15 protein-coding genes are annotated in these 23,694 nt (G+C 56.1%); 4 read left to right on the forward strand and 11 right to left on the reverse strand.

Annotated elements, in window-relative coordinates:
• Positions 1–14: 14 nt before the first annotated feature.
• Positions 15–2,069, reverse strand: a complete 2,055-nt coding sequence (locus C0557_RS24725; protein ID WP_208662019.1) for an AsmA family protein — start codon at positions 2,067–2,069, stop codon at positions 15–17.
• A 65-nt stretch (positions 2,070–2,134) separates the two neighbouring features.
• Positions 2,135–2,905: a cyclic-guanylate-specific phosphodiesterase gene (pdeH, locus tag C0557_RS24730; RefSeq protein ID WP_208662021.1), complete on the reverse strand. Its 771-nt coding sequence runs from the start codon at positions 2,903–2,905 to the stop codon at positions 2,135–2,137.
• A 232-nt stretch (positions 2,906–3,137) separates the two neighbouring features.
• On the opposite strand from pdeH, the gene C0557_RS24735 reads away from it, so the two are divergent.
• Positions 3,138–4,073 carry a sugar kinase gene (locus tag C0557_RS24735; RefSeq protein ID WP_074776134.1) on the forward strand — a complete coding sequence of 312 codons (936 nt, stop codon included), beginning with the start codon at positions 3,138–3,140 and terminating at the stop codon, positions 4,071–4,073.
• A gap of 44 nt (positions 4,074–4,117) precedes the next feature.
• On the opposite strand, the gene C0557_RS24740 is transcribed toward C0557_RS24735, so the two are convergent.
• The 9 genes from C0557_RS24740 to bcsR form a co-directional block, all read right to left on the reverse strand.
• Entirely contained in the window at positions 4,118–5,611 is a 1,494-nt protein-coding gene (locus C0557_RS24740) for a pitrilysin family protein (protein ID WP_208662023.1), read from the reverse strand.
• A 217-nt stretch (positions 5,612–5,828) separates the two neighbouring features.
• Positions 5,829–7,115 (reverse strand): dicarboxylate/amino acid:cation symporter, encoded by a 1,287-nt coding sequence (locus C0557_RS24745; protein WP_074776138.1) that lies wholly within the window; start codon positions 7,113–7,115, stop codon positions 5,829–5,831.
• Positions 7,116–7,272: 157 nt separating this feature from the next.
• Positions 7,273–9,279 (reverse strand): biofilm formation regulator HmsP, encoded by a 2,007-nt coding sequence (gene hmsP, locus C0557_RS24750; RefSeq protein ID WP_217273274.1) that lies wholly within the window; start codon positions 9,277–9,279, stop codon positions 7,273–7,275.
• 222 nt (positions 9,280–9,501) lie between these two features.
• Positions 9,502–12,999, reverse strand: a complete 3,498-nt coding sequence (bcsC, locus tag C0557_RS24755) for a cellulose synthase complex outer membrane protein BcsC (protein ID WP_208662025.1) — start codon at positions 12,997–12,999, stop codon at positions 9,502–9,504.
• Complete coding sequence (gene bcsZ, locus C0557_RS24760) at positions 12,981–14,087, reverse strand: cellulose synthase complex periplasmic endoglucanase BcsZ (protein WP_208662027.1); 1,107 nt, start codon at positions 14,085–14,087, stop codon at positions 12,981–12,983. The genes bcsC and bcsZ overlap by 19 nt, the downstream gene beginning before the upstream one ends.
• A 6-nt stretch (positions 14,088–14,093) precedes the next feature.
• Positions 14,094–16,484 carry a cellulose biosynthesis cyclic di-GMP-binding regulatory protein BcsB gene (bcsB, locus tag C0557_RS24765; protein ID WP_208662029.1) on the reverse strand — a complete coding sequence of 797 codons (2,391 nt, stop codon included), beginning with the start codon at positions 16,482–16,484 and terminating at the stop codon, positions 14,094–14,096.
• A 25-nt stretch (positions 16,485–16,509) separates the two neighbouring features.
• Positions 16,510–19,113: a UDP-forming cellulose synthase catalytic subunit gene (bcsA, locus tag C0557_RS24770; protein WP_208662031.1), complete on the reverse strand. Its 2,604-nt coding sequence runs from the start codon at positions 19,111–19,113 to the stop codon at positions 16,510–16,512.
• Positions 19,110–19,865 carry a cellulose biosynthesis protein BcsQ gene (gene bcsQ / locus C0557_RS24775; protein ID WP_208662033.1) on the reverse strand — a complete coding sequence of 252 codons (756 nt, stop codon included), beginning with the start codon at positions 19,863–19,865 and terminating at the stop codon, positions 19,110–19,112. The genes bcsA and bcsQ overlap by 4 nt, the downstream gene beginning before the upstream one ends.
• Positions 19,866–19,876: 11 nt before the next feature.
• A complete protein-coding gene (gene bcsR, locus C0557_RS24780) occupies positions 19,877–20,065 on the reverse strand; it encodes a cellulose biosynthesis protein BcsR (protein WP_007369584.1) in 189 nt (62 codons plus the stop codon).
• A 174-nt stretch (positions 20,066–20,239) separates the two neighbouring features.
• Here bcsR and bcsE point away from each other — a divergent pair, with 174 nt between their 5' ends.
• Genes bcsE through bcsG form a run of 3 tightly spaced genes read left to right on the forward strand, consistent with a single transcriptional unit; the run spans position 20,240 to position 23,665 of the window.
• A complete protein-coding gene (bcsE, locus tag C0557_RS24785; protein WP_208662035.1) occupies positions 20,240–21,799 on the forward strand; it encodes a cellulose biosynthesis c-di-GMP-binding protein BcsE in 1,560 nt (519 codons plus the stop codon).
• The gene (gene bcsF / locus C0557_RS24790; RefSeq protein ID WP_208662037.1) at positions 21,796–21,993 is read left to right on the forward strand and encodes a cellulose biosynthesis protein BcsF; all 198 of its coding nucleotides are present in this window, start codon (positions 21,796–21,798) and stop codon (positions 21,991–21,993) included. The genes bcsE and bcsF overlap by 4 nt, the downstream gene beginning before the upstream one ends.
• Positions 21,986–23,665 carry a cellulose biosynthesis protein BcsG gene (gene bcsG / locus C0557_RS24795; protein WP_208662040.1) on the forward strand — a complete coding sequence of 560 codons (1,680 nt, stop codon included), beginning with the start codon at positions 21,986–21,988 and terminating at the stop codon, positions 23,663–23,665. Before bcsF ends, bcsG begins: the two co-directional genes overlap by 8 nt.
• Positions 23,666–23,694 lie beyond the last annotated feature (29 nt).

The following is a 23,694-nucleotide window of genomic DNA, read 5'->3' on the forward strand; positions in this document are numbered from 1 at the left end:
GAGAGGGTCACTTCTTAGTGTTTCATCTGCGACAAAATCGTCTGACACTGATTCTGCTCCCCTTCTGAGGGTGAGATCAGCGCCAGCAACGCTGCCGCCGGCGTCACTAACGTCGCCAGCGCCGCCGCTACTGCGCCGCGCGCAATCAACGGCCCGGCTTTAACCCCGGCCTGTGGATTTTTGAAGCTGCCACGCACATACAGCGGCGAGCGCAGCGTCACGATGCGAATGCCTTTACTCTCCGGATCGATGGTTAAATCCAGTTGCTCAGAGGCAAAGCTGGCGGTGCCGGTGACATTAATCAGCGCATTTTCGGTGTCGAAAGCGAAGATTTGCGGGCGCGCCACGCCGTTCGTCAGATCCAGATTGGCCGCCGCGCAGTTGACCCGCACTTCGTCATCGCCAAACAGCTGGCCGATAACATAGTTGCCCACATTCAGGCCAAGGATCTCCATCAAATTACGGCTCACCAGCCCGTCGTTCATCAGCAACTTCAGATTGCCGTTACTGGTGCCGAGCAGCGCGGCGACCGAGTTCCCCACGCCACGGATGTCTGCATCACCGTTCATCTCGCCGAGTGTTTTTTGCATTAGTTCGACGTTCGGCATCAGTTGTTTCAGCTTCAGCCGCCGCGCCTGGATCTCTGCGCGGCCCTGCATCGGCTTTTTATCCCCTTCAAAATGGAGATTCGACGAGATGGTGCCGCCCGCAAGGCCAAATTTCAGCGGTTGCAGGCGCAGGTCGGCGTTGTTGAGGATGATGTGCGTGGAGAGGTCGCTGAGGGGCAAGGTTGAACCATGCTCGATACGGCGGCCTTTAAAGCGAACATCAGCATCCATCACATCCCATTTATCGGTTTCAAAGCGATCGTACGGCAGCACTTTGCCCGCCGGTTGCACCGCTTTTTCCCCTTTTTGCAGCTCACTGCGCCCGGAGTGCTGCCCTCCTTTGCCGGAATCAACACCAATAAGCGGCCCCAAATCCGCCAGCCGCAACTGGCGCGACTCGACATCGCCTTCCAGTTTCGGGCGCGGCTTACCGGTGGTGTACTTGAGCGAGCCGTGAATATCGCTGTCGCCGATATGGCCGTTGAAATCGCGGTAATCAAATGTCGAGCCTTTTTCATCGCCGATCTTCGCCACCAGATGACCGTCGGTCTCAAACGGTGGCGTATCCGGCAACAGCACGCCGGTTAAGTCATACAGATCGCCCAGCGAATCGCCGCCGAACTTCAGTTGCAGATCGATACCGCCGATGTTCAGCGGATCGTTGACCGTACCAACAAACGCGACGCGGGTATTGCCGGAGCGAAAATCCGCCTGTACCGGGAAAGGCGTTCCTTCGCCACGCAGCGCCAGCATGCCGCCGATTTTTCCCGTCCCGGAAAGTGGCTGCCCGTTGTAGCGTCCTTTTGCCGTCAGGCCAAAAACATAATCGCCTGCCTTCGCTGTGCCATCGTTTTTGCCGGTTACTTCGCTAAATGGCAGCGGCTTACCGAGCGGATCGACGAGGATCTCGATATCGGCGCGCGTCACCGCATCATCAATGGCAATACGCCCGCGATCGAAGAGAATGTTATCAAGGCGAAATGACCACGAAGAGGGCTGTTCATTCGCCTCTTTGTTGGTGTCGCTGGCGAGGGTGAACGTCCAGTTATTGAGTTTTTCTGAGCGGCGAATAAGGCGGGCATCCGGCTGTTGTAGTTTGATCCACGGCAGATAGACCGTTTTGCTGAGCAGCGCCAGCGGCGCAAGCGTGGCTTCTACGCGCGGCAGATGCACCATGGCCACTTCATCAATGCCCGGCGGATTGCCCAGCATAATATCGTCAGCGTGAACATGCGGCCACGGCACCCAACTGCGCCAGCCGGTCTCCTCTTTTTGCCGCTCCCAGACCACGCCCAGATCGCCACGAATGGCAAACGGACGATTCAGTTCGGCGGAGACTTTTTCATTGATGGTGGGTTTCAGGCGGTTCCAGTCGAAGGTGGCGATGATAACGACGGCAACCACAATCAGTAACAATACGGTGGCTATAACAGCGGTGATCGCTTTACGCGTTTTTGTCATTGTTTCCCTTTCCTCTTAAGCCTTACCTCTCATAAAGATAGTTTAGGCTCACTGAAAGGGCGGAATTACAAATCGAGTATCACATGTTCAAGTCGGGCCAGAGGAACCGGACGTGACAGAAAATAGCCCTGCGCCGCAAAGGCCGGGGACGCCTGCACGTCGCGCCACTCTTCAAGGGTTTCGACCCCTTCAACGATAACGCCCTGGCAGTAGCGGTTCATCAACTGCAACAGCATGGTGAACAGGTTTTGCCCTTCCGGGGTTTTACGCAGCATGATAAACAGGTCGCGCGCCACTTTGATGTAGTCGTAACGTACTTCGCTCAGCGCCGAGAAGTTCGCCATCCCGGTGCCGAAATCATCCAGCCACAGCGGGCCAATTTCACTGATCGAAGCAAAGGTGGAATCCTGCGGTAAACGAATGTGCTCCACCAGTTCAAAGCGGATCCACGGCAGCGACTCGACCAGCGCCATCAGTTGCGTATTCTCGCGCATCGCCAGCAGCGTCGGGCCATCGACATTGACCGAAGCCAGCACATCGTTATCAGCGAAGAAAGTCCCCTGTTCTGCCAGCAATTCGACCTGCTCATGTACCACTTCCACGCGCAGGCGCACGGGGATTTGGCTGAAATAACGATCGGGGGCAATTCGCTGCTCCGGCTGTGACGGATGCGTCACAATGGTCAATACTTCAACAGCCATCAGACGACCATCGGTTTTATAGATGGGTTGATAAGTATAAGCACGTTCGCATTGCAGCCAATAACGACGCTCCTCAAGGCTTTCAATGCTTGCTTCAGGAGTGTTTAGTCGCTGGGTGACCTGCTTTAACTTCATGTCTGGTGTCCTGTCGATGGGGATGAGCTGGAACAACTCGTCAATGGGTTATCGGCGCTACGACTAAGAACTTTATGTCCTGCTTTTCGGCAAAATTAAAAACCAGAATGCAGGAATCTGCGCAGAACAGGGTTTAGCTCAAAAAAATACTGGAACGTTGTTTTAATATGATTGACCGCGCTTCACGCAAAACGCACACTACCGTTAATTTATCTGATCCAGGTTCACGACTATGTCCAGGAAAATTGCCGTCATCGGCGAATGCATGATCGAATTGTCACAAAAAGGCGCAGAAGTTAATCGTGGCTTTGGTGGCGATACCCTTAACACCTCCGTTTATATCGCCCGCCAGGTCAATCCGTCAGCGCTTTCCGTGCACTACGTTACGGCACTTGGCACCGACAATTTCAGCCAGCAGATGCTCGACGCCTGGCAGAGCGAAGATGTCGATACCCGTCTGACGCAGCGCATGGAAAACCGCCTGCCGGGCCTGTATTACATCGAAACCGACAGCACTGGCGAGCGCACGTTCTATTACTGGCGCAACGAAGCGGCGGCGAAATTCTGGCTGGAGAGCGAGCAGTCTGCGGCAATCTGCGAAGAACTGGCGTCATTCGACTATCTCTACCTGAGCGGTATCAGCCTGGCGATTTTAAGCCCGGCCAGCCGCAACAAGCTGCTGTCGCTGCTGCAAACCTGCCGCGCTAACGGCGGCAAAGTCATCTTTGATAACAACTACCGTCCGCGCCTGTGGGCCAGCAAAGAAGAGACGCGCCTGGTGTATCAGCAAATGCTGGCCTGCACCGACATCGCGTTCCTGACGCTGGACGATGAAGATCTGCTGTGGGGCGAAAAACCGGTCGAAGAGGTTATCGAACGCACGCAGCGCGCGGGCGTGAAAGAAGTGGTGATTAAGCGCGGCGCAGACTCTTGCCTGGTGGCGATTGCCGGTGAAGCGCGGGTAGAAGTGCCAGCCGTGAAACTGCCGAAAGAGAAAGTGATCGATACAACGGCGGCGGGCGACTCCTTCAGTGCGGGCTACCTGGCCGTACGTCTGACCGGCGGCGATGCCACGGCAGCGGCAAAACGGGGTCACTTAACGGCCAGTACGGTCATTCAGTATCGCGGGGCGATTATTCCGCGCGAAGCAATGCCAGAGTCAGAGTAACGCTTTTGCCCCCTCTCAACCTTGCGGAAGAGAGAGGGCAAACATTACTGCTGCGGCGGGATATCCGACACATCGGTATGCCCGTCGTCAGCCGCTGCGGGCGCTGCTGCGGAACCCGCCGGTCTCATCACCTCATCCCACGTTGCCTGCAACTCTTTCATGTTGTATTCCGGCTCGCCTTTCGGCTGCATCAGAATCAACGCCATATCCTGCGACAACTGCTGATGCAGATCCTGATTCAGCATCTCCGGCGTAAGACCATTTAAGAAGCTCTGGCGCAGCTTTTGGTACTGCTCCGGCGCGATATCCACCACCTGGTTCTGCCACGAGCGCAACCGCTGGCCGATCAAAATATCGGTATCGGCGCGGGCGTAGGTCGCAAAAAGCTTTTGCAGTTCAAGGTTTTTCTGCGCAATCAGCGCCTTAAATTCCTCTTCCGGCAACCCTTTTTCACGGACTTTCGCCAGTTCGCGCGCGATCACGCCAACATTGGCGCTGAGCTTGTCGTTTGGCGTATCAACATTAATGGCGCACTGCGCGCGCTGGAACAGCACGCGGCAATCAAAGCCCAGGCCGATATCTTTGGCGTTATTTTTCGTCAGGTTCTGCTGGATATGCCAGAACAGCGCTTCGCGCGCCAAATCTGCACGCCAGTAGCGTTCCAGCGCGGCGGATTCGCGAATCGGCTGCCAGGCGGAATCCCACATAATCGACAATCGATCCTGGGTCACTGCCTCGCTCATCAGGCTGACCGCCTGGTGCGGCAGCGGAGAAAGCGTGGCCACCGGCGCGGGTGTCTGGCGTTTACCTTTCAGCTCGCCGAAGGTTTTACTAATTTGCTCGGCCACCGCGCGGCTGTCCACATTGCCCACCACCACCAGCGTCATGGCGTCCGGCGTGTACCATTTTTCGTAGTACGCTTTCAGCTGCGCCGCATCAATTGGCTCTTTCAGCGTTTCTGCCGGATCGTGTCCCAGCAGCGACGACCCCTTCAGACGGTAGCGCCACCAGCTATCTTTGGTATCCGCAGGCCAGGTTGCCACCATATCGTTACTGGCAAGCGCGTGACTGATGGTGGCAGGCGTAATGGTGAGTTTGCCCGTCGCATCCGCCAGATAGACCAGCGCTTCTTTCAGCAGGTCCGTGCGGTTATTCGGCAGGCTCAGGTTGTACTGAGTGTATTCATAGGAGACCAGCACCGGCGGCAGCGGGCGTTTAGGGTCGATCCCTTGTTGCCACAGCGAACGAACCTGCGCCGGTTCAAGACGACCGCTGTGGGTCAGCGCGACGCGGGGAATAAAATGGGTGTAGCCGCTCTGTTGCGTACTTTCGGCGAGCGAACCGGTATCAATAGACAGGCGAATTTCAATGCGATCGCTGGGACGCTGCGGCGTGGCCAATACCTGCCACTGAAAACCGTTCGCCAGTGTCCCCTGTTGCCAGGCCGGGTCAGGCTGGAGCGCATCTGCCTGCACATAACCGACGGCTGCCAGCATCAGCAAACCGCCCGTTAACAGTCGAATTTTTGTGCCCTGCATGTGAACCCCTAATCAACATTCCTGGTTAAAAAGTATGCCCGCCAGAAGGAGGCTAAAGAGAGATAAAAACACTTCGCTTTTAGACCGCAGGAAACGCAAAACGTCACAACACGAAGCGAATTTTCCCGAAAACTCATCATGAATGGTAACGGAGACAGGGGTCAATTATGCGCAGGAGCCAGCAGTCCGACAAGGGCTGCTGGCTTAAGTACCGAAATTACGAGGAGATTTCGCGCGTTTTCGCGGCGCTTGTACGATTATCCAGCGTATCGACGAGCTGTTTTTGATCGAGCTCTTTTACCCATTTAGCCACCACGATCGTCGCCACACCGTTACCGACCAGGTTGGTCAACGCACGCGCTTCGGACATAAAACGGTCAATACCCAGAATCAACGCCAGCCCGGCCACCGGCAGATGGCCGACCGCAGACAGCGTCGCCGCCAGCACGATAAACCCGCTACCCGTCACCCCGGCTGCGCCTTTGGAAGAGAGCAGCAACACTACCAGCAGCGTAACCTGGTGGACAATATCCATATGGCTGTTGGTGGCCTGCGCGATAAATACCGCCGCCATCGTCAGGTAAATGGAGGTTCCATCAAGGTTGAACGAGTAACCCGTTGGGATCACCAGCCCCACCACCGATTTACGACAGCCCAGCCGCTCCATCTTCTCCAGCATGCGCGGCAACGCAGACTCCGACGAGGAGGTGCCCAATACAATCAGCAGCTCTTCGCGGATGTAGCGGATAAATTTAAAAATATTGAATCCGGTAACGCGGGCAATCGTCCCCAGCACCACCACCACGAACAGGATACAGGTGACGTAGAAGCAGATAATGAGCTGCCCCAGTTGCACCAGCGTACCGACGCCGTATTTACCGATGGTGAAAGCCATCGCGCCGAAAGCGCCAATCGGCGCCAGACGCATGATCATATTAATGATGCCGAAAATGACCTGCGAGAAGCTTTCAATAACGTTAAAAATCAGCTGGCCTTTGTGCCCCATACGGTGCAGCGCAAAACCAAACAGCACGGCAAACAGCAGCACCTGCAGGATATTACCGCTGGCGAAGGCACCGATAACGCTGGACGGGATCACATCCAGAAGGAAGTCGATAATCCCCTGCTGTTTTGCCTGCTCGGCATAAACAGCCACGGCTTTTGCATCCAGCGTCGCAGGATCAACGTTCATTCCTGCGCCGGGTTGCACCACGTTAACAATAATCAGGCCGATGATCAGCGCCAGCGTACTGACGACTTCAAAGTAGAGCAGCGCAACCGCACCGGTGCGACCGACTGCCTTCATGCTTTCCATACCGGCAATACCGGTAACAACCGTACAGAAGATCACGGGGGCGATGATCATCTTGATGAGCTTAACGAAGCCGTCACCAAGAGGTTTCATCTGCGCCCCGATGTCAGGGTAGAAGTGGCCAAGTAAAATACCGATGGCGATGGCCGTCAGAACTTGAAAGTAGAGACTTTTAAACAAAGAGGTTTTCATAAGGTGTCCTTGAAATTAAAACCTCAGGCTTTTTAGGGCTTTCATTAAGCCTGCGGTTTAAAAATAACACCCTATAAACATGACAGAAATTAACTTACATCAAATCAGAAACAACAATGTTAAAAATTTGAACTGACTCGCACAACCTCGTAACATTTTAGGATTTCTCAACCCTTTCCGAAGCGGCAAGGTAGCGAAGTTCAAACTGATCTGCCGGCGTTGCCCGATCAAATAAAAAGCCTTGCACCACTTCCACGCCAGCCGCCGCCAGCCACTCCCGCTGCGCCTGCGTTTCGACGCCTTCGGCGATAATGTGCAGCTCCAGGCTACGCGCCAGATGAATGATGGCCGACACCATGCTGTCGTCTTCCGGCAAACCTTCAACAAACATTTTATCGATCTTCAGCATATCCACCGGCAGTGATTTCATGTGATGAAGCTGACGCAGACCGGCATAGCCCATACCGAAATCATCCAGCGCAATGCGCACCCCGGCATTACGCAGCGGGCGCAGGATCTCCACGGCGGCTTTCGGGTCATCAATGTGGCGGCTTTCCGTCACTTCCAGGATCATCGTCTGCGGGGCGATTCGGTAGCGATTCAGCAGCGCCAGCATGTCCGGCAGCATATCGTGATGCAGCAGTTGCAATGCCGAGAGATTGACCGATAGCGGCAACATAATGCCGCGCGACTGCCAGGCGGCCAGCAGACGGCAGGACTCTTCCAGCACCCAGTAACCGACGGTCACCATCAGGCCGCAGGATTCAATGCGTTCAATCAACCCCTGCGGTAAATCCCAGCGCCCATCGGGCTGACGAACCCGCAACAACGCTTCCGCGCTGACCAGTTCACCGCTGTCGATCGCCACCTGCGGCTGAAGCCAGAGCGCAAATTCGCCCTGCTCGAGGGCAGTGAGAATATCGCTCTCCTGCGTTAACCGCTGCTGCGCCAGTTCCATCTGCTCAGGATCGAAGAACTGGATCTGGTTTTTCCCTTTACGCTGTGCGCTGGTCACCGCTGACATGGCGCGATGGTAAAGCTGCCCGGCGCTCAGATCGCCATAACACATTGCCACGCCAATATTGGCGTTGGGCCGCAATTGAATACCGTTTAGCGGAACACGCTCATTAATGACAGTGAGTGCTTGCTTACCTAACGTCATCGCATGCCACGGTTCCTGAACGCCGTTGGCGATAATAGCAAAGTCATAACCGCTGACCTGCGCCAGCACCATGCCCGAAGAAAGCACCGATTTCAGCTTCTCGACCAGCGTGACCAGCAGCACTTCACGCTGGGATTCCTGCAACACACCGGCGGTGTCGCGCAGCGTTTCGCAGGAGACAATCATCAGCGCCATCGGCTTTTGCCGGGCCACGGTTTGCTCCAGCATCGCCATCAGAAACGCTTTGTTGGGCAAATCCGAAACCGGGAAGCGGGTAGACTGGATATTCATCTCTTCAAGCTGGCGCAGTAGCATCTGCTGGTTGCGGTTGTAGTTGCGCACCAGTACACCGATTTCATCATCAAAATGGTGGCCGGGCAGCGTCAACTGGTGGCCAATGCTTTCCTGCGCGGACAGCGCGTTCAGTTCGGCAGAGAGTTTGCGCAGCGGATGGACGATCAGCCGGTTAATACACCAGGTGATCGCCACGGTAATCATCAGCGACAAAAGTAAGTAAGTCGTTACTAACAAAGAGAGCGTGCTGAGGATAAATTTGTAGGTGCGCCAGGAATCTGCCTGCAACACCAGATACGCCAGCGGCTGCGGGTTCGCCGGGCGCTCAAGCGAGTAAATCGGCAGCGTAATCTGAATCGGTAATTCGAAAAAGCGGGTGATGGTGACTGGCACCGGGTGTTCCGCGATAAAGCGTACGCGCAGCGCCTGGAATTGATTCGGCAATACCACATCTGCCCGGCTGACCACGCCCGCCGGTTTGATCTGTTTCAGGATGGTTTCCGCTTCGGGGATATCGGCTTTCAAAATGGCCGCCGAGAGCGGTTCGCGCACAGAGCGGGCAATACTTTCCAGTTGCGTAGCCGTGTTATAGCGATTCTGCTGTAAGAAGTGAAACAGCAAAATAACGCAGAAAATAAAAACAAACACCATGGAAACACAGGCAACCATGGCCATCTGTTTAATGGTTAAAGAACGGCTGACACGCAAAATTACTTCTCCAGAGACACAAAGCCATGAGTTCAGAGCTAACACAGCAAACTCTGACGCCAGAGTATACTCGATCGCAATGCGGTTAGATAAACGGGCTGATAGATCGTTTTCGCGGGCGGAACAACGGCAGAAAAGGAAGATAACAGTTTGAATGTCTGGCGGTTAACCGCGTTTCGACAGCCTGTCTTTACCGCGTCTCCCGCCAGGAATGTTCTTGTATTACCAGTCAGCGTACGGCGTCAACGGCTGCGGAGGCATATCCATATCGCCCTGCCAGCCCGCCATTGAATACCGCACGAACAGAATGCCGTGGCTCGGAGTGTAATCCTTCGCCTGCTGAATATCGATGCCAGCACCAATCGACCAGTGCGATGTGACGCGCCGCTCGACCAGCAACCTTGCGGTATAACCGAAGCCGTTCGAACTGCTGCCCGCGCCTAAATTATCTTTATCCGCATACATTGCCGTACCGTCCGGGAAAAACTGGTTATCCGGGATCAGGTTCTGCAGCGGATAGCGCAGAATCGAATCGGTCTTCGAGTGCGACCACGAGACCGAACCACCCAGCTCCCACGACCAGTTTTCCGTGCGTTTGCGCCAGTTGACCGGCAAAGCAAAAGAGAGATATTGCTGCGGGCTGTAGTAACCGCCCTGGCCGAGCGAATAACCGCTCAGATCTTTATCGTAGTGCCACAACATATTGTTGACGCCAACGGTCAACCGCTCGTTGTTTTTGTTGATCAGCTTGTAGTAGTAACCGGTCATCCAGCGAACGCGCCAGTTATCTTCGACGTTTTTACCGGTGAGGGTATCGGCGTTCAGGCTCGACCACACGCCGTTAGCTTCACCTTTATCGTAACTGATGCTGACCCCACCGCCAGTCGCGCGCACGCCGCCCCAGGTGGTGCCGGTATTCGGGTCTTTCTGCCCGGCAAAGGCCAGCAGTGAGCTGGAGATCGGACGCCGGTGCGCGTTAACGGTATAGCCAATGGGGCCAAGATCGCTGCTGTAACTCACGCCGCCGACCACATCGACAACGTCAAATCCCATCGGCGTGGTGCCGATATCCGCCGCCCAGCTACGGTTTTGCCAGCCAACGGCAACGCTCGCGCCGTTCGCGGTCTGGCTGGTACTGCCGCGACACGGCGTGGCGGAACATGTCCCCCACGTCGGATCGTAAGTGCCGTTGGTGGTGGCAAAACTCCCGGCATCCATATTGACGACGTCGGTACGGAAGAACATACGCCCGTCCGATAGCGGCGCATCAACCTGCAACATGGTGGTATGCGCTTTCAGGTCAGAATAACCGCCCGTACCGCTGGAACCCCAGTAATCATGTTGCAGGGTGGCGTTAACATCTTGCTGGCGGTAAAGATCCGCCGCATCGCTGCGCACGCCGCGCTTCAGCCAGTCATCTTTTTCATCGTTGCGCGTCAGTTGGGTAAAGCTGTCGTTATCCGCCGGGCGCGTGGTGGTAATAGCGGAAGCGACCATCGCATCTTTCCAGGTTTCCAGCGCCTGCTGCGGTTCGCCATTTTGCGCCTCGAAACGGGCGGCATCGCGCAGTACCAGCGCATTCTCCATGGATGGCGGTCGTGATTTAGCCTGCGGTACAAGCGCACTGAAAGTCTGCTGCGCGCTGGCGCTATCGCCAAGCGACGCCTGCATCAGCGCAATACGCCGCTGGGTATTGATGGAACGCGGCTGCGCCGCTGTCGGCGCAGGCAGTTTCACCAGTTGATCGCGCGCCGCCATCTTATTGCCTTCTGCGGTATACACTTCCGCAAGGCCAAGTAATGCGTCCTCATTGGTCGGTTCACGGTCAAGTACGCGCTGGTAATATTGCCTGGCCGCGCTGAAGTCGCCGCGCTGCTGCGCCCAGTCAGCCAGCGTTGAATCAATACGCGTGGAAGCGGGCTGCTGGTTTAAGAAGGCAATCGCCTGTGCTTCGTCGCCGCTGTCCCGTAGCCTGTTCGCCTTATCCAGTAACTGGTTGGCTTGCAGCCGGTCGGCCAGCTCCTGAATATTGCTGTTCCATTTTGCCTTCGGCAGCCGGTTGAGATGATTCAGCGCCGCCATTTCCTGATTGTTGCCCGACAGATAGAGTCCGTAAGCAAAGACCTGCTCCGCATCGTCCGGCTTTTGCACGGCCAGTTGGCTCATCAGCGAATCGGCCTCGCCACGCCTTCCGGACTGGCGTAAATCACTGGCCAGTCGATACGTTATCCAGACGTCGCCGGGCGAGAGCGCCAGCCGTTTACGTTGCAACTCCGCTGCCTGCGCCCATTGCCCCTGGTTTTCCAGCGCTTCGGCCTGCTGCGACAGACGATCGTTCGTCATGCCGCGTTCAATATCGTCAATGCTGCGCCGCTGGCTGGCGGAGAGCGACTGAATAAAGCGTTCTACTTGTTCCGGCGACTGGGCGCGGTAAATGTTCGCCAGACCGCGCACTGCGTTGCTGTTGCCGCTGTCCATGCGCAATGCCTGACGATAGAAACCCTCCGCCGCCGCGTTATCTTTGCGCGCCACCGCCGCATCGCCGAGGCCCAGCACCGCATAGCTGTCGGTGTTATCAATGCTGCGCGCTTGCTGGTAAAGCCGCTCGGCCTGCGCCGGATTATTGGCTTTCAGCGCCGCATCGCCCTGCTGGATCAGCAGCCAGTAGCGGTTCACTTTCAGCAGACTTTCCCATTTGCTGCGGCTGCCGCTCGTCGGATCCATGGCGATGGCTTTCTCAAACTGCGTGACCGCACGGGCGCGATCTCCCCGCTGGGAATACGCCTGCCCCAGCGCGCCCACGGCTTCACTGTCGTTATGATTAGCGTTAACCGCCTGCTGCAATTCGCCCACCGCCTGCGCACCTTTACCGGCATCCACTGCCGCAAGGCCCGTGGCGCGAGCGCGAAACGCCGGATCGGCCATCTGTTTTTGCTGCGTAGCCAGCAGCGTGCGGGCGCTGTCAACGGCATCGCCCGAACTGAATATCGTCAGAAAATGCTGCAACGCTTTCACGCTGGCATCACTGATCGGCATGTTCTGAAGTTGCTGATACCAGAGTGTGGCAGCAGCATCACGTCCATTGCTCGATTTCGCCATCTGCTCCAGCACAGCGTAGCCTTCCGCGTCATGGCCATCGGCAAACAGCAACTGCGCCAGCGAGTTTTGCAACTGATCGTTGCCGGGATAACGGGCGTTCAGCCTTTTCAGTTGATTCACGGCTTCCGCGCGGCGCGCCGGGACTTTCGACACCAGCACCCAGTACTCGACCGCCAAATCGCCATCCGGCGCATTACCTTTAAACAGCGCGTTATAGGCGGCAATCGCCTCCTGCGTATGCCCGGTGGTGGCCTGCAAACGCGCCTGCTGCAACGCCTGACGCCCCTCCGCCGTGGCGAGCGACATCGCTAGCAGAGAGGAGTGGTAAGCCCCGGATTCCGGCGCCAGTTGCTTCATTCGATCGAGCTGCTGCTGCGCTCCGGCATTGTCACCCTGGCGCAGCAAATAGCGGAAACGGGCGGCAATCACGTCCGGGTTGTTCGGATCGATCAGTTCAAGGCGATAGAGCGACTGACGCACTAAATCTTCGCGCCTGGTTGTTTCCCCCAGTCGCACCTGATCCAGCAACTGTTGCTGTGCGGCGGTATCGGCCGCGCGCACGGCTGGCGCCAGCGCGAGGCCAAGTGAGAAACAGAGAAGACTTACTGTGAACTTGCGCATTCCTGGCCCCAGTCAGGTTGTAACTCACCACGAGGGGTGAAACGAAAACGGTGCTCATCCCACCCTTGTCCAAACAGGGTAAGAACATAGCTGAAATAGGCATCGTCACCGGGAAAATGGTCTGCGACATTCTGCCGCTGCCGGGCCTGAGCGTCGCGATCCGGTAAAAATGGCAACAGCGCAGCGGCAAAGCCTACCGGTCCGTTACCCTGGATCTTGCCGGTCGCCACATCCACTTTTTCCGGGACTACGTTATTTTTCGTTGTGAGCGTCGCCATCGGTTTAAACTTCGCCAGCAGCCGCGCTTTCTGCGTGTCGCTGCCATGCAGCATGCCAGCCCACAAATAGACGCGAATCGCGTCGTAGCTTCCGATCAGCGTCTTTTCGCTTTTAAGCTGCCAGCCCTGCCCCTTTTGATAGCGCACCCAGTCCGGCGAAAAGCCTTTTGGCGCGGTCTCCAGCAACAGCCGCAGATTGGTTTCGCGCAGCGTTGTCCAGGGCGCGCCAAAACGGGTGAAATAGCTCGCCAGTTGCGGCGGCAAATAGCTGGGGTTAAAACGCCATGCGCTGTTATCGGCAAAGCCGATTTTTCCCGGCAGCAGCATCAACCCAAGCCCTGGCACCTTCACCACCTCTTCTTTAGCGATGCGGTCTAACAGCGCTTTCCCCTCGCGGGTGTAGGCATCGTTTTTCCACAAGCGCCCGGCTTCCAGCAGTGACCAGGCGATCCAGAGATCGGCATCGGAAGCCGAGTTGGTATCCAGCACCGTCCAGCTCTCTTCGTCTTTTTTCCCCCACAGCCATGCGGGAAGATGGTCGCTGAGCGAGCCTTGCGCCAGGTTGTTTTGCGTCCATTGCAGCAGGTTATCGAATGCCTTGCGATCGTTGGCGGCCAGCGCGAAGAACAGCGCGTAGCTTTGCCCTTCCGAGGTGGTAATTTTGCGCGCATCACTCGGATCCACCACCCGTCCGCCATCGCTGATATAGGCCTGTTTAAAATGCTCCCAGGCAGGCCAGGTGCAGGCGGCGTGCGTACTCACCGCCGCCAGCATCAGCGCCATCATCACCATCCAACGTAGCGCCTTCATTGCTGATTACTCGTGGTCCGAATCAAGGCGGCGGCGGCTGATAATCCGCAGCAAGCGCCACAGTACCCATGCCAGCAATACAACGCTGACCGCAGCCAGAATGGCCAGCAGTACCGGGTGGTTCGCCAGCGCATACCAGATACGCTCAAACCACGGCAAGTGACCGACATAGTAGACATCGCCAACGCGCAGGCCGTTAACGCCGGATTCACGGATCACCGTTACTGAACCGAAAATCGCCGCACGTTTACCGCTGTCGTTCATGGCATTGTTCAGCAGTTCGTAGCCGCGCGGGCTGTCCGCCAGCAGCGCCACAACGCTGCGTTGATCGTTGAACGGCGACTGGAAGCTAATCACTGCCGCCATTGGGCCATCGGAACTGACTGCTGTTTTCGCATCGGCTTTGCGGTCGGCGGCATCCGGTTCACTCGCCATGAATGGCGACTGGCGCAGCGGCGTTTTCACCCAGCTTTGCGTCGCATTCACCAGCAGGTCGATCTTCTCGTCGTTCTTCAACGGTTGCGGAATCGAGCCGATGATCATGATGTCGGCATCTTTGTCCTGCAACTGGCTGGCATCGCTGGTCAGTTGCATATTAATGGCCGGGAAGCCGGTTTGTGCGCCGATGGTGCCAAGCATATCCAGCAGCGTACCGACCTGTGCTGGCGTCGGCTGAGCCGGTGTGACAATGAGGGTTTGCGACAGATCCGCCATCCGGCTAAACGGGAAGCCTGCATTCGCGAAGGCGCGCAAATCCGGCATGGCGATAAAGTGGTAATACTTCGAGAAATCGATGGTTGAGTCGTCGCCAATCACCACGCGGTTCGGTACTTGCTGGAACGTCACGCAGTTATCGATGCTGCCGCCCGGCATGGGATTCATATACTGGAAGTCGAAGCGCAACTGGTTAACAGCCCCCAGTTTCAGCGCCGGAATCGACACATCCGTTTTGCTGTCCAGCAGACCTTGCAGTACCGGCAGACGCAGCAACAGACGGTTTGTGTCCTGGTTGCTGGTCAGGTTGAAATATTGCAGGAACTGGTTATTCAGGCTGATATCCATGCGCGAGCTATCTTTGGTCAACGGCGCGGTATAACGATAGTTGAGATTCATATCGATACCGGTGCTGCGCAGCAGATAGAGATCCGGCGGCAAATTCAGCGACACGTTGATGGACGATGGCTCCAGCCCGGTGGACTGCAACTGTTCCTCATAGGTTTTCAGCTCGCCGAAGGTCACCGGACGGTCAGTACGCACCCAGTTTGGCGCGTCATACGGCTGACGAGCCAGCAGCGGTTTAACTTCATCCACCGTGACGCTATCGCCACGGAACAGCACGTTGCCCTGAGCGATACCTTTTGCCGCCTGCAACAGATCTTTATCGTCACGCCCCATCACGATCAGCAGCTTCACATACGGATTATCCGGATGGTTGATCATGCTGATGGTCGGCCCTTTCACCGCGGGCGCGTCACGCAGGAAATCCGGGCGTTTATCGTTAGTGGCGAAAACAAGGGCATTACGATCCGGCAGGCTGTTGTAAGAGACCGGGAAAGTCTGGCCGCGCCAGCCAGCACGTGAACCGAACCACGACGCGATGATCGCCGCAGCCTGCTGCTGCGCGATGTCCGGCGCACTGGCAAAGACCATCGGCAGGGTTAACGCCCGATTATCACGCGGGTCAAAGAACGGCACCGGGAAGTGGGAGAGATCGTTTTTCAGCGGCAGGCTTTGGTAGGTCATCTCCAGCGAACTGCTGCGACCGATATCCATCCACAGCGTGCTGCTGGACGGGTTTTCACAAACATCGCGATAGTGGCCAACAAACTCCAGCCGCACGCGGTTGAAATCGCTAATAAACAGCGGGTTGATCGGCACCTGCGCCAGCGTCTTCTTACCGAGCTGCTCTTTGGTGACCGGCAAGACGCCCATCAACTCATCATTCAGATAAACCTTTAACTGGGATTGAACCGGCAACAGCGATGGCGACGGCGTGTACTCAAGGTTAAGTACCGCTTTTGACACCACTTCGTCGCTACGAACGCCAAACTCAACGCCACCGTCCGGGTTAATGCCACGCAGTACCATGCTGCCCGGCGGCGGTGCGATCTGCGCAAAGGTGAGTTTGACGTCGCGGGATGGCGAATCTGTCGCTACCACCGGCGCATTAGCGCCTGGCAGGCCAGGCATCACCTGGCCTACAACATTCCCTGCGGTCGGCGTTGTTGGCGTTAGCGATTCAGCTTGCTGCGGCGCGGGCGTTGCGACCGGATCCGTAGCCGGTGCGACAGCCGGGACATTAGGCGCCGGAAGCGAGGGCGCGGCAGAAGTCATCATCGGGGTCAGGGTACTTACCCCTACCGCCACAGCACAAATCCAGGAAAGTTTTCTTTTCATCGCGTTTTCATCATTGTTGAGCCAGTCACGTCGTTGGTTGCTGCACGGCCATATTCCGTGCCGGACGACGCGGAATAAATGACACCACCCAGGCCACCAGATCGGTAAATGAGCGGAAAATCACTTTGACGGACGGTGGAGCAAATTCCGCGAGATGGCGATAGCCGCGGAAACCCAGTTTCAAAATATCAAACAGACTTTCCAGAGGCTTATCTTCCGGGAAGCTGTCCTGCCACAGCGCCCATGTGTCTGCACGGGCAAAGGTACACTGCACAAAATCGATATGTTGTTTGGTGGTGAGCGGCATCAGTTGCAAACCGACTTCGTTGCCAATGACGCGCGCTACCGTCGTCGGAAACGCATACTCTTGCTGGCCGCGCTTCAGCAGCAGGTTTACTTTCTGCCCTTCCAGCACCTGCGCCTGACCATTAATCTTGATGCCCAGGCCGCCGTCGGAGAAGTCATGGACGGTACAGGAGAAAAGATGGCCATCTTCGCGGGCAATGGCCGCTGGCATGGAGATTTCGACACGGTGCGCGCGGCGTACCTGTTTGCTTTCGACCGATACCGCTACCGCGCCGCCAAGAATCACCATGTTGTAAAACACCCAGGCCATACTGACGAACACGGTGAGCACTTCGTTCTCCGGGCCGTAGAAATAGCGCCAGATCCCCACCAACACGCCCACCAGATTCAGCAGTACCAGGAAGATGTAAGGACGAGAGATCACCCAGTCCACATACTCCTCTTCCACCAGCCCGCCTTTGGCGGTGACGTTAAACTTGCCTTTATGCGGGTTGAACAGCGCCACCAGCGTAGGCGGCGCGATATACCATGCCAGCACCGTTTCGTAGATCTCGCTCCAGAAAGAGTGGCGATATTTCCCCTGAATCTTCGAGTTCGTCAGGCTGGCGTGAATCATGTGCGGTAGCACGAACAGGGCGATCATCAGCGCCGGGGCGTAAATGATGTAGGCATGCAACAGCAGGAACGCCAGCGGCGCGGTCAGAAAAATCAACCGCGGGATGCCCGATAAGAAGTGGAACATGGCGTTGACGTAACATAGCCGCTGCGGCAATTTCAGCCCTTTACCAAACAGCGGGTTGTCGAGGCGGAAAATCTGCACCATGCCGCGCGCCCAGCGAATACGCTGACCAATGTGTGCCGAGAGGCTCTCGGTCGCCAACCCTGCTGCCTGCGGAATACGCATATACGCAGAGGTATGCCCAAGGCGGTGTAAACGCAGCGAGGTATGCGCATCTTCGGTGACGGTTTCTACCGCAATCCCGCCTATCTGATCCAGCGGCCCACGACGAATAACCGCACAGGAGCCGCAGAAGAAAGTGGCATCCCACATGTCGTTGCCGTCCTGCACCAGACCATAGAACAGCGTGCCTTCGTTAGGCGTTTTACGAAAGCGCCCGAGGTTACGTTCAAACGGGTCCGGCGAGAAGAAATGGTGCGGCGTCTGCATCATCGCCAGCTTTTTCTCTTTCAGGAACCAGCCCATGGTCATTTGCAGGAAAGAGCGCGTCGGAACGTGGTCGCAGTCGAAAATTGAGACAAACTCGCCCTTCGCATATTTCAGCGCATTATTGATGTTACCGGCTTTCGCATGCTCATGCGTCGTGCGGGCGATATACTCCACGCCCACCATGCTGGCGAACTGGCGAAACTCTTCGCGGCCGCCATCATCGAGGATCCAGATTTTGAGTTTGTCTTTCGGCCAGTCGATACCGAGCGACGCGTAAATGGTGTTTTTCACCACGTTGAGATCTTCGTTATAGGTCGGCACGAAAATATCCACCGACGGCCACAACGACATATCTTTCGGTAGCGGCACCGGCTGGCGGTTCAGCGGCCAGGCAACCTGGAAATAGCCCAGTACCAGCACTATCCAGGCGTACGTTTCGGCAAACAGCAGCACCAGGCCGCACACCAGGCTGACCGGATCGTCCCAGTTGAGGGTTGAGGTATAGCGCCACCAGATATAGCGACAAGAGACGGTCAGCGACAGCACAATCAGCATCAGCGCTGAAAAGCGTCCCGGAATGCGGCGCACCAGCAGCGCAACGCCCCACAGCAGTATCAGGAAAACAAACTGCGCCAGCGGGTTAAACGGCTGCGTAATGCACAACAGGGCAAGAATCAGCGAAAACACCACAATGACGCCTAAAATAAAGCGCCGCAGGCGCGGGCTGATATGGCTAAGCTCTTTTTTATGATCGAGATGACCGGTGCGATGCGTCACGCGTTCCGGCAAGGTATCAAGCCAGTGATACCAGCGCCCACGCAATGCGCGGATACGGGCAAAACGCTGGCGCCGCGCCGATTTCGGCGGTCCCCAGGGTAATGTCACCAGCAGCCAGAGGCTTTGCAGCAGGTAGCGCGCCGGATCAAGCGGGCGCGGTCTGTCAGGATCGATATGCGGAAACCAGTGCTGTTGCTGCGCCCGCAACTGCTGCCAGCGCGGATGCTCAAGCGGGATAAACATCCAGGCCAGGATCACCCAAAAGCAGCCACAAGCCGCGCTGAACCATGATGCGCCATGCTGGCGATAGTGCTGATAGCGCGCGCGTAAGCGTGCGCTGACCGGCGGGATCAGCAACCAGCTGGCGGGGCCGCTCATGGCCGGATCCTCTCTCGCTCACCACCTTCGCGCGGCTGTGCGCAATGCAGCAGGCACCAGTTCGCCAGCGTCACCATCTCTTCCGCGGCCAGCGAGTCGCTGCGGTATTCGCCCAGCGGTTGTTTCGATGCCAGACACTCCGCCAGCGCTTCATCACGATGGATAGTGGTCGGCAGGATGCGCGTCTGGCTTTGCAACCAGACCTGCCACAGATCGTCCTGCAACTGGCTACCAATCCGCAGGTCGTTAATCAGAATATGCGACCCCGCAGGCAGCGGCTGCTGATGCAGGCGAATATGGCAATTAATATCAGGTTTGATAATGGTGAAAACATGGTCGCACGCGGCGACGAATTGCCGCGCCAACGGTGAAAAACCGTGCGGCAGATCGATGAGCACCCAGTGATACTGTTGCTGCGTTTTTAACGCCTGTAAAAGGGAAACAAGCGGGTTTAACGCGTCATGATGAACAGAATCCCACTCGCTCGTTGTGAGTTGGCCGAACGGCAATACATCCAGTTGCGAAGTGTAGCGCATACCGGCATCGCGCCAGTCCTGACCATCCAGCACTGAGCGCGCCCAGCCGCCACGGCTGGCAAAATCGACATTAAATGACAGGCGCAGCAGATTGTCAGGGCAGGCATCAATAACCAGCACCGATTCGCCTAATAATTGCAATGACCAGGCCAGAGCCGCCGTAATCGATGTTGTACCCACACCGCCGCGGATCCCCTGTAATCCCAAAATGGCCATCTACAGTTGCCTTATTGTTGACGGGATAATTCAGCCAGTAGCGGCCAGCGCTTAATCGCCGCAGCCAACTGTTCACGCTGGGAAATATCGGCGTAATCTATTTCGGGTAGTGAAAAAGCCTTGCTCAGTGCCAAAAAATCATTTTGGAATGTATAACCCAGAGTGGGGTCTGTTTGCGTTTTTGGTTCATTATTATGCATTCTGGCCCGATCCCTTTGAATAGAAAACACATGCACTGATTGTAGCAAGGCATCATGCCCTACGAAATTTATTTACATGTTAAAACTGATGTTCTTTAATTTCAATGTTAGGTTTATTTCTCAGCTTTCGCTAGTAAACTGAGATACAGATAAATTTGTTTCAAGAGGGACATCGTGGACCCCATATTTTCTATTGGCATTCAGTCTTTATGGGACGAATTGCGTCATATGCCTACGGGCGGCGTTTGGTGGTTAAATGCCGATCGCGAAATTGACGCATTTAGCCTTATTAATCAAACCATTGCACAGCAAGATACCGAGGCGAACGTCGCGGTTATCGGTATGGACCACGATCTCCGGGGCATCCTTAAACTGGATAAAGATCACGGCCCCCAAAAAATTCGCCTATTTTCCATGCCAAACCAGAGTAATAGCCTATACTTTCTCTCCCGCGATTTACTTTGCACCATTGAACCTGAGAATTATTTACTTATACTGCTCTGTGCTAATAATGCCTGGCAGAATGTTCCTGGTCCCAAAATACATCAATGGTTAGAAAAAACGCATGAGTGGGCAAAATATCATAATTGCACTTTGCTGGTTATTAATCCCGGCAATAACAATGACAAACAAGCCTCGATTTTGATGAGTGAATATCGCTCACTGTTTGGTCTGGCAAGTTTACGCTATCAAAACGGTATGCATCTTTATGATGTCGCCTGGTGGTGTAATGAAAAAGGGATTAGCGCGCGACAGCAACTGATTCTTCATCACCATGATGACCGCTGGCAATTAGCGAAGCAGGAAGAAACCGCCGTACAACCGCGCAGCGATGAAAAAAGAATATTAAGCAATGTGGCGGTTCTGGAAGGTGCGCCGCCGCTTTCCGAATATTGGTCTTTATTTGAAACAAACGAAGCCCTGTTTGAAGAAGCCCGCTCAAGCCAGGCGGCAACGCTGATTTTCTCCCTGGCGCAAAACAACCAGATCGACAGCATCGCCCGCCAGGTACATACCCTGCGCCGCCAGCGCGGCAGCGCTTTAAAAATTATCGTCCGTGAAAGCCAGGCCAGCCTGCGCGCAACCGATGAGCGATTATTGCTGGGCTGCGGCGCGAATATGGTTATTCCCTGGAACGCGCCGCTGTCGCGCTGCCTGACGCTGATTGAAAGCGTGCAAGGGCAACAATTCAACCGGCTGGTGCCGGAAGATATCACCACCCTGCTTTCCATGACCCAGCCTCTGAAGCTGCGCGGCTACCAGCCGTGGAATATCTTCTGCGATGCGATAAGCAATATGGTCAATAACCAACTGTTGCCGCCGGATGGTAAAGGGGTAATGGTTGCGCTGCGCCCGGTACCGGGCATTCGCGTTGAGCAGGCGCTTACCCTCTGTCGCCCTAACCGCGTGGGGGATATTGTCAGCATGAGCGACAACCGGCTGGTGCTGTTTTTGTCCTTTTGCCGGGTCAACGATCTTGATACCGCCCTGAACCATATTTTCCCGCTGCCAACGGCCGATATCTTCTCAAACCGAATGGTGTGGTTTGAAGATAATCAGATTGCCGCAGAGCTGGTGCAGATGCGTACGCTGACGCCGGAAAAACTGGCTAAACCGCTGCCTGACACGGCCAAAACGGAGAAAGTCATTAACGCCGAACATGACGGTAATGGCTGGCGTCGTATTCCGGAGCCTTACCGCTTATTCAGTGATACCACGGAGCGCACATCATGATGTCAATCAGCGATATCGTTCAGCTTATTATCTTCTGTGCGCTGATCTTTTTCCCGCTGGGCTACCTGGCGCGCCACTGGATACGCCCGATCCGCTCCGCGTTTCGCATCTTATTTACCAGACCTCGCTATGTAAAACCGGCAGGAATATTGCACCGGGAATCGTTCGTCAAGGCAGACCGCAAACATGACTAATTCATCTACGACCACTTCACCGCCTTCGCCGCTGTGGCAATACTGGCGCGGCCTCTCCGGCTGGAATTTCTATTTTCTGCTGAAATTCGGTCTGTTATGGGCGGGCTACCTTAACTTTCATCCGCTGCTGAACCTGGTATTTATGGCATTCCTGCTGATGCCATTGCCGCGCGTGAGGTTACATCGTCTGCGCCACTGGATCGCGCTGCCGATTGGTTTTGGTCTCTTCTGGCATGACACCTGGCTGCCCGGCCCGGAAAGTATTCTGAGCCAGGGCTCACAAGTTGCGGGCTTCAGCGCCGACTATCTGCTTGATCTGGTGACCCGTTTTATCAACTGGCAAATGATTGGCGGGGTTTTTGTCCTGCTGGTGGCGTGGCTGTTTTTATCGCAGTGGATCCGCGTTACCGTGTTTGTCGTCGCCATTATGATCTGGCTGAACGTGCTGACCCTGACCGGACCGGCATTCAACTTGTGGCCTGGCGGCCAGCCAACCACCACGGTGACCACGACCGGCGGCGGAGCGGCAGCAACCGTCGCGGCGGCAGGCGATACCCCGGTAGTCGGCGATATGCCTGCGCAAACCGCGCCGCCGACCTCGGAAAACCTGAATGCTTATCTTGCCAGTTTCTACGCCTCGGAAGAGAAGCGCCAGAGCACTTTCCCGGCGCAGCTTCCCGCTGACGCCCAGCCGTTCGATCTGCTGGTCATTAATATCTGTTCCCTTTCGTGGGACGATATCGAAGCGGCAGGGCTGATGTCGCACCCGCTGTGGTCGCACTTCGACATCGTATTTAAACACTTCAACTCTGCCACCGCTTACAGCGGCCCGGCGGCGATTCGTCTGTTGCGCGCCAGCTGCGGCCAGTCGTCGCACAAAAACCTCTATCAGCAGGCCAATAATCAATGCTATCTGTTTGATAATCTGGCGAAACTGGGCTTTACCCAGCAGTTGATGATGGACCATAACGGCGAATTTGGTGGCTTCCTGAAAGAGATCCGCGATAACGGCGGCGTGCAGGTACCGTTGATGGATCAGTCTGGCCTGCCGCCTGTACTGCTCTCTTTTGATGGTTCGCCGGTCTATGACGATACTGCTGTGCTGAACCGTTGGATGGAGTCGGACAGCTTCAAGCAGGGGCAGCGCACCGCGACCTTCTACAACCTGCTGCCGCTGCACGACGGGAACCACTATCCGGGCGATCGTAAAACGGCGGATTACAAACTGCGCGCGCAGAAATTGTTTGATGAGCTGGATGCCTTCTTCACGCAACTGGAGAAATCCGGGCGGAAAGTGATGGTGGTGCTGGTGCCGGAACACGGCGCGGCGCTGAAGGGCGACAAAATGCAGGTTTCCGGCCTGCGTGATATCCCCAGCCCATCAATTACCAACGTCCCGACCGCGATTAAATTCTTCGGCATGAAAGCACCGCATCAGGGCGCGCCGATTGAGATTAATCAGCCGAGCAGCTTCCTGGCGATATCGGAACTGGTGACGCGCGTGCTGGATGGCAAAATCTTCACCGAGGACAGCGTCAACTGGCAGCAGCTCACCAGCAATCTGCCGCAAACGGCGCCGGTTTCTGAAAACGCCAACGCCATTGTGTTGCAGTACCAGAACAAACCCTATGTTCGCCTGAACGGCGGCGACTGGGTACCGTATCCGCAGTAACGTCCTGCGCCCTCTCCCGCCAGGGAGAG

The organism is Kosakonia sp. MUSA4 (assembly GCF_013085925.1).
Classification (GTDB): domain Bacteria; phylum Pseudomonadota; class Gammaproteobacteria; order Enterobacterales; family Enterobacteriaceae; genus Kosakonia; species Kosakonia sacchari_B.

Excerpts from the sequence above, each read along its gene's own strand:
- C0557_RS24725 (WP_208662019.1), bottom strand. The coding sequence starts at position 2,069 with ATGACAAAAACGCGTAAAGCGATCACCGCTGTTATAGCCACCGTATTG.
- pdeH (WP_208662021.1), bottom strand. The coding sequence starts at position 2,905 with ATGAAGTTAAAGCAGGTCACCCAGCGACTAAACACTCCTGAAGCAAGC.
- C0557_RS24735 (WP_074776134.1), top strand. The coding sequence starts at position 3,138 with ATGTCCAGGAAAATTGCCGTCATCGGCGAATGCATGATCGAATTGTCA.
- C0557_RS24740 (WP_208662023.1), bottom strand. The coding sequence starts at position 5,611 with ATGCAGGGCACAAAAATTCGACTGTTAACGGGCGGTTTGCTGATGCTG.
- C0557_RS24745 (WP_074776138.1), bottom strand. The coding sequence starts at position 7,115 with ATGAAAACCTCTTTGTTTAAAAGTCTCTACTTTCAAGTTCTGACGGCC.
- bcsC (WP_208662025.1), bottom strand. The coding sequence starts at position 12,999 with ATGCGCAAGTTCACAGTAAGTCTTCTCTGTTTCTCACTTGGCCTCGCG.
- bcsZ (WP_208662027.1), bottom strand. The coding sequence starts at position 14,087 with ATGAAGGCGCTACGTTGGATGGTGATGATGGCGCTGATGCTGGCGGCG.
- bcsB (WP_208662029.1), bottom strand. The coding sequence starts at position 16,484 with ATGAAAAGAAAACTTTCCTGGATTTGTGCTGTGGCGGTAGGGGTAAGT.
- bcsA (WP_208662031.1), bottom strand. The coding sequence starts at position 19,113 with ATGAGCGGCCCCGCCAGCTGGTTGCTGATCCCGCCGGTCAGCGCACGC.
- bcsQ (WP_208662033.1), bottom strand. The coding sequence starts at position 19,865 with ATGGCCATTTTGGGATTACAGGGGATCCGCGGCGGTGTGGGTACAACA.
- bcsR (WP_007369584.1), bottom strand. The coding sequence starts at position 20,065 with ATGCATAATAATGAACCAAAAACGCAAACAGACCCCACTCTGGGTTAT.
- bcsF (WP_208662037.1), top strand. The coding sequence starts at position 21,796 with ATGATGTCAATCAGCGATATCGTTCAGCTTATTATCTTCTGTGCGCTG.
- bcsG (WP_208662040.1), top strand. The coding sequence starts at position 21,986 with ATGACTAATTCATCTACGACCACTTCACCGCCTTCGCCGCTGTGGCAA.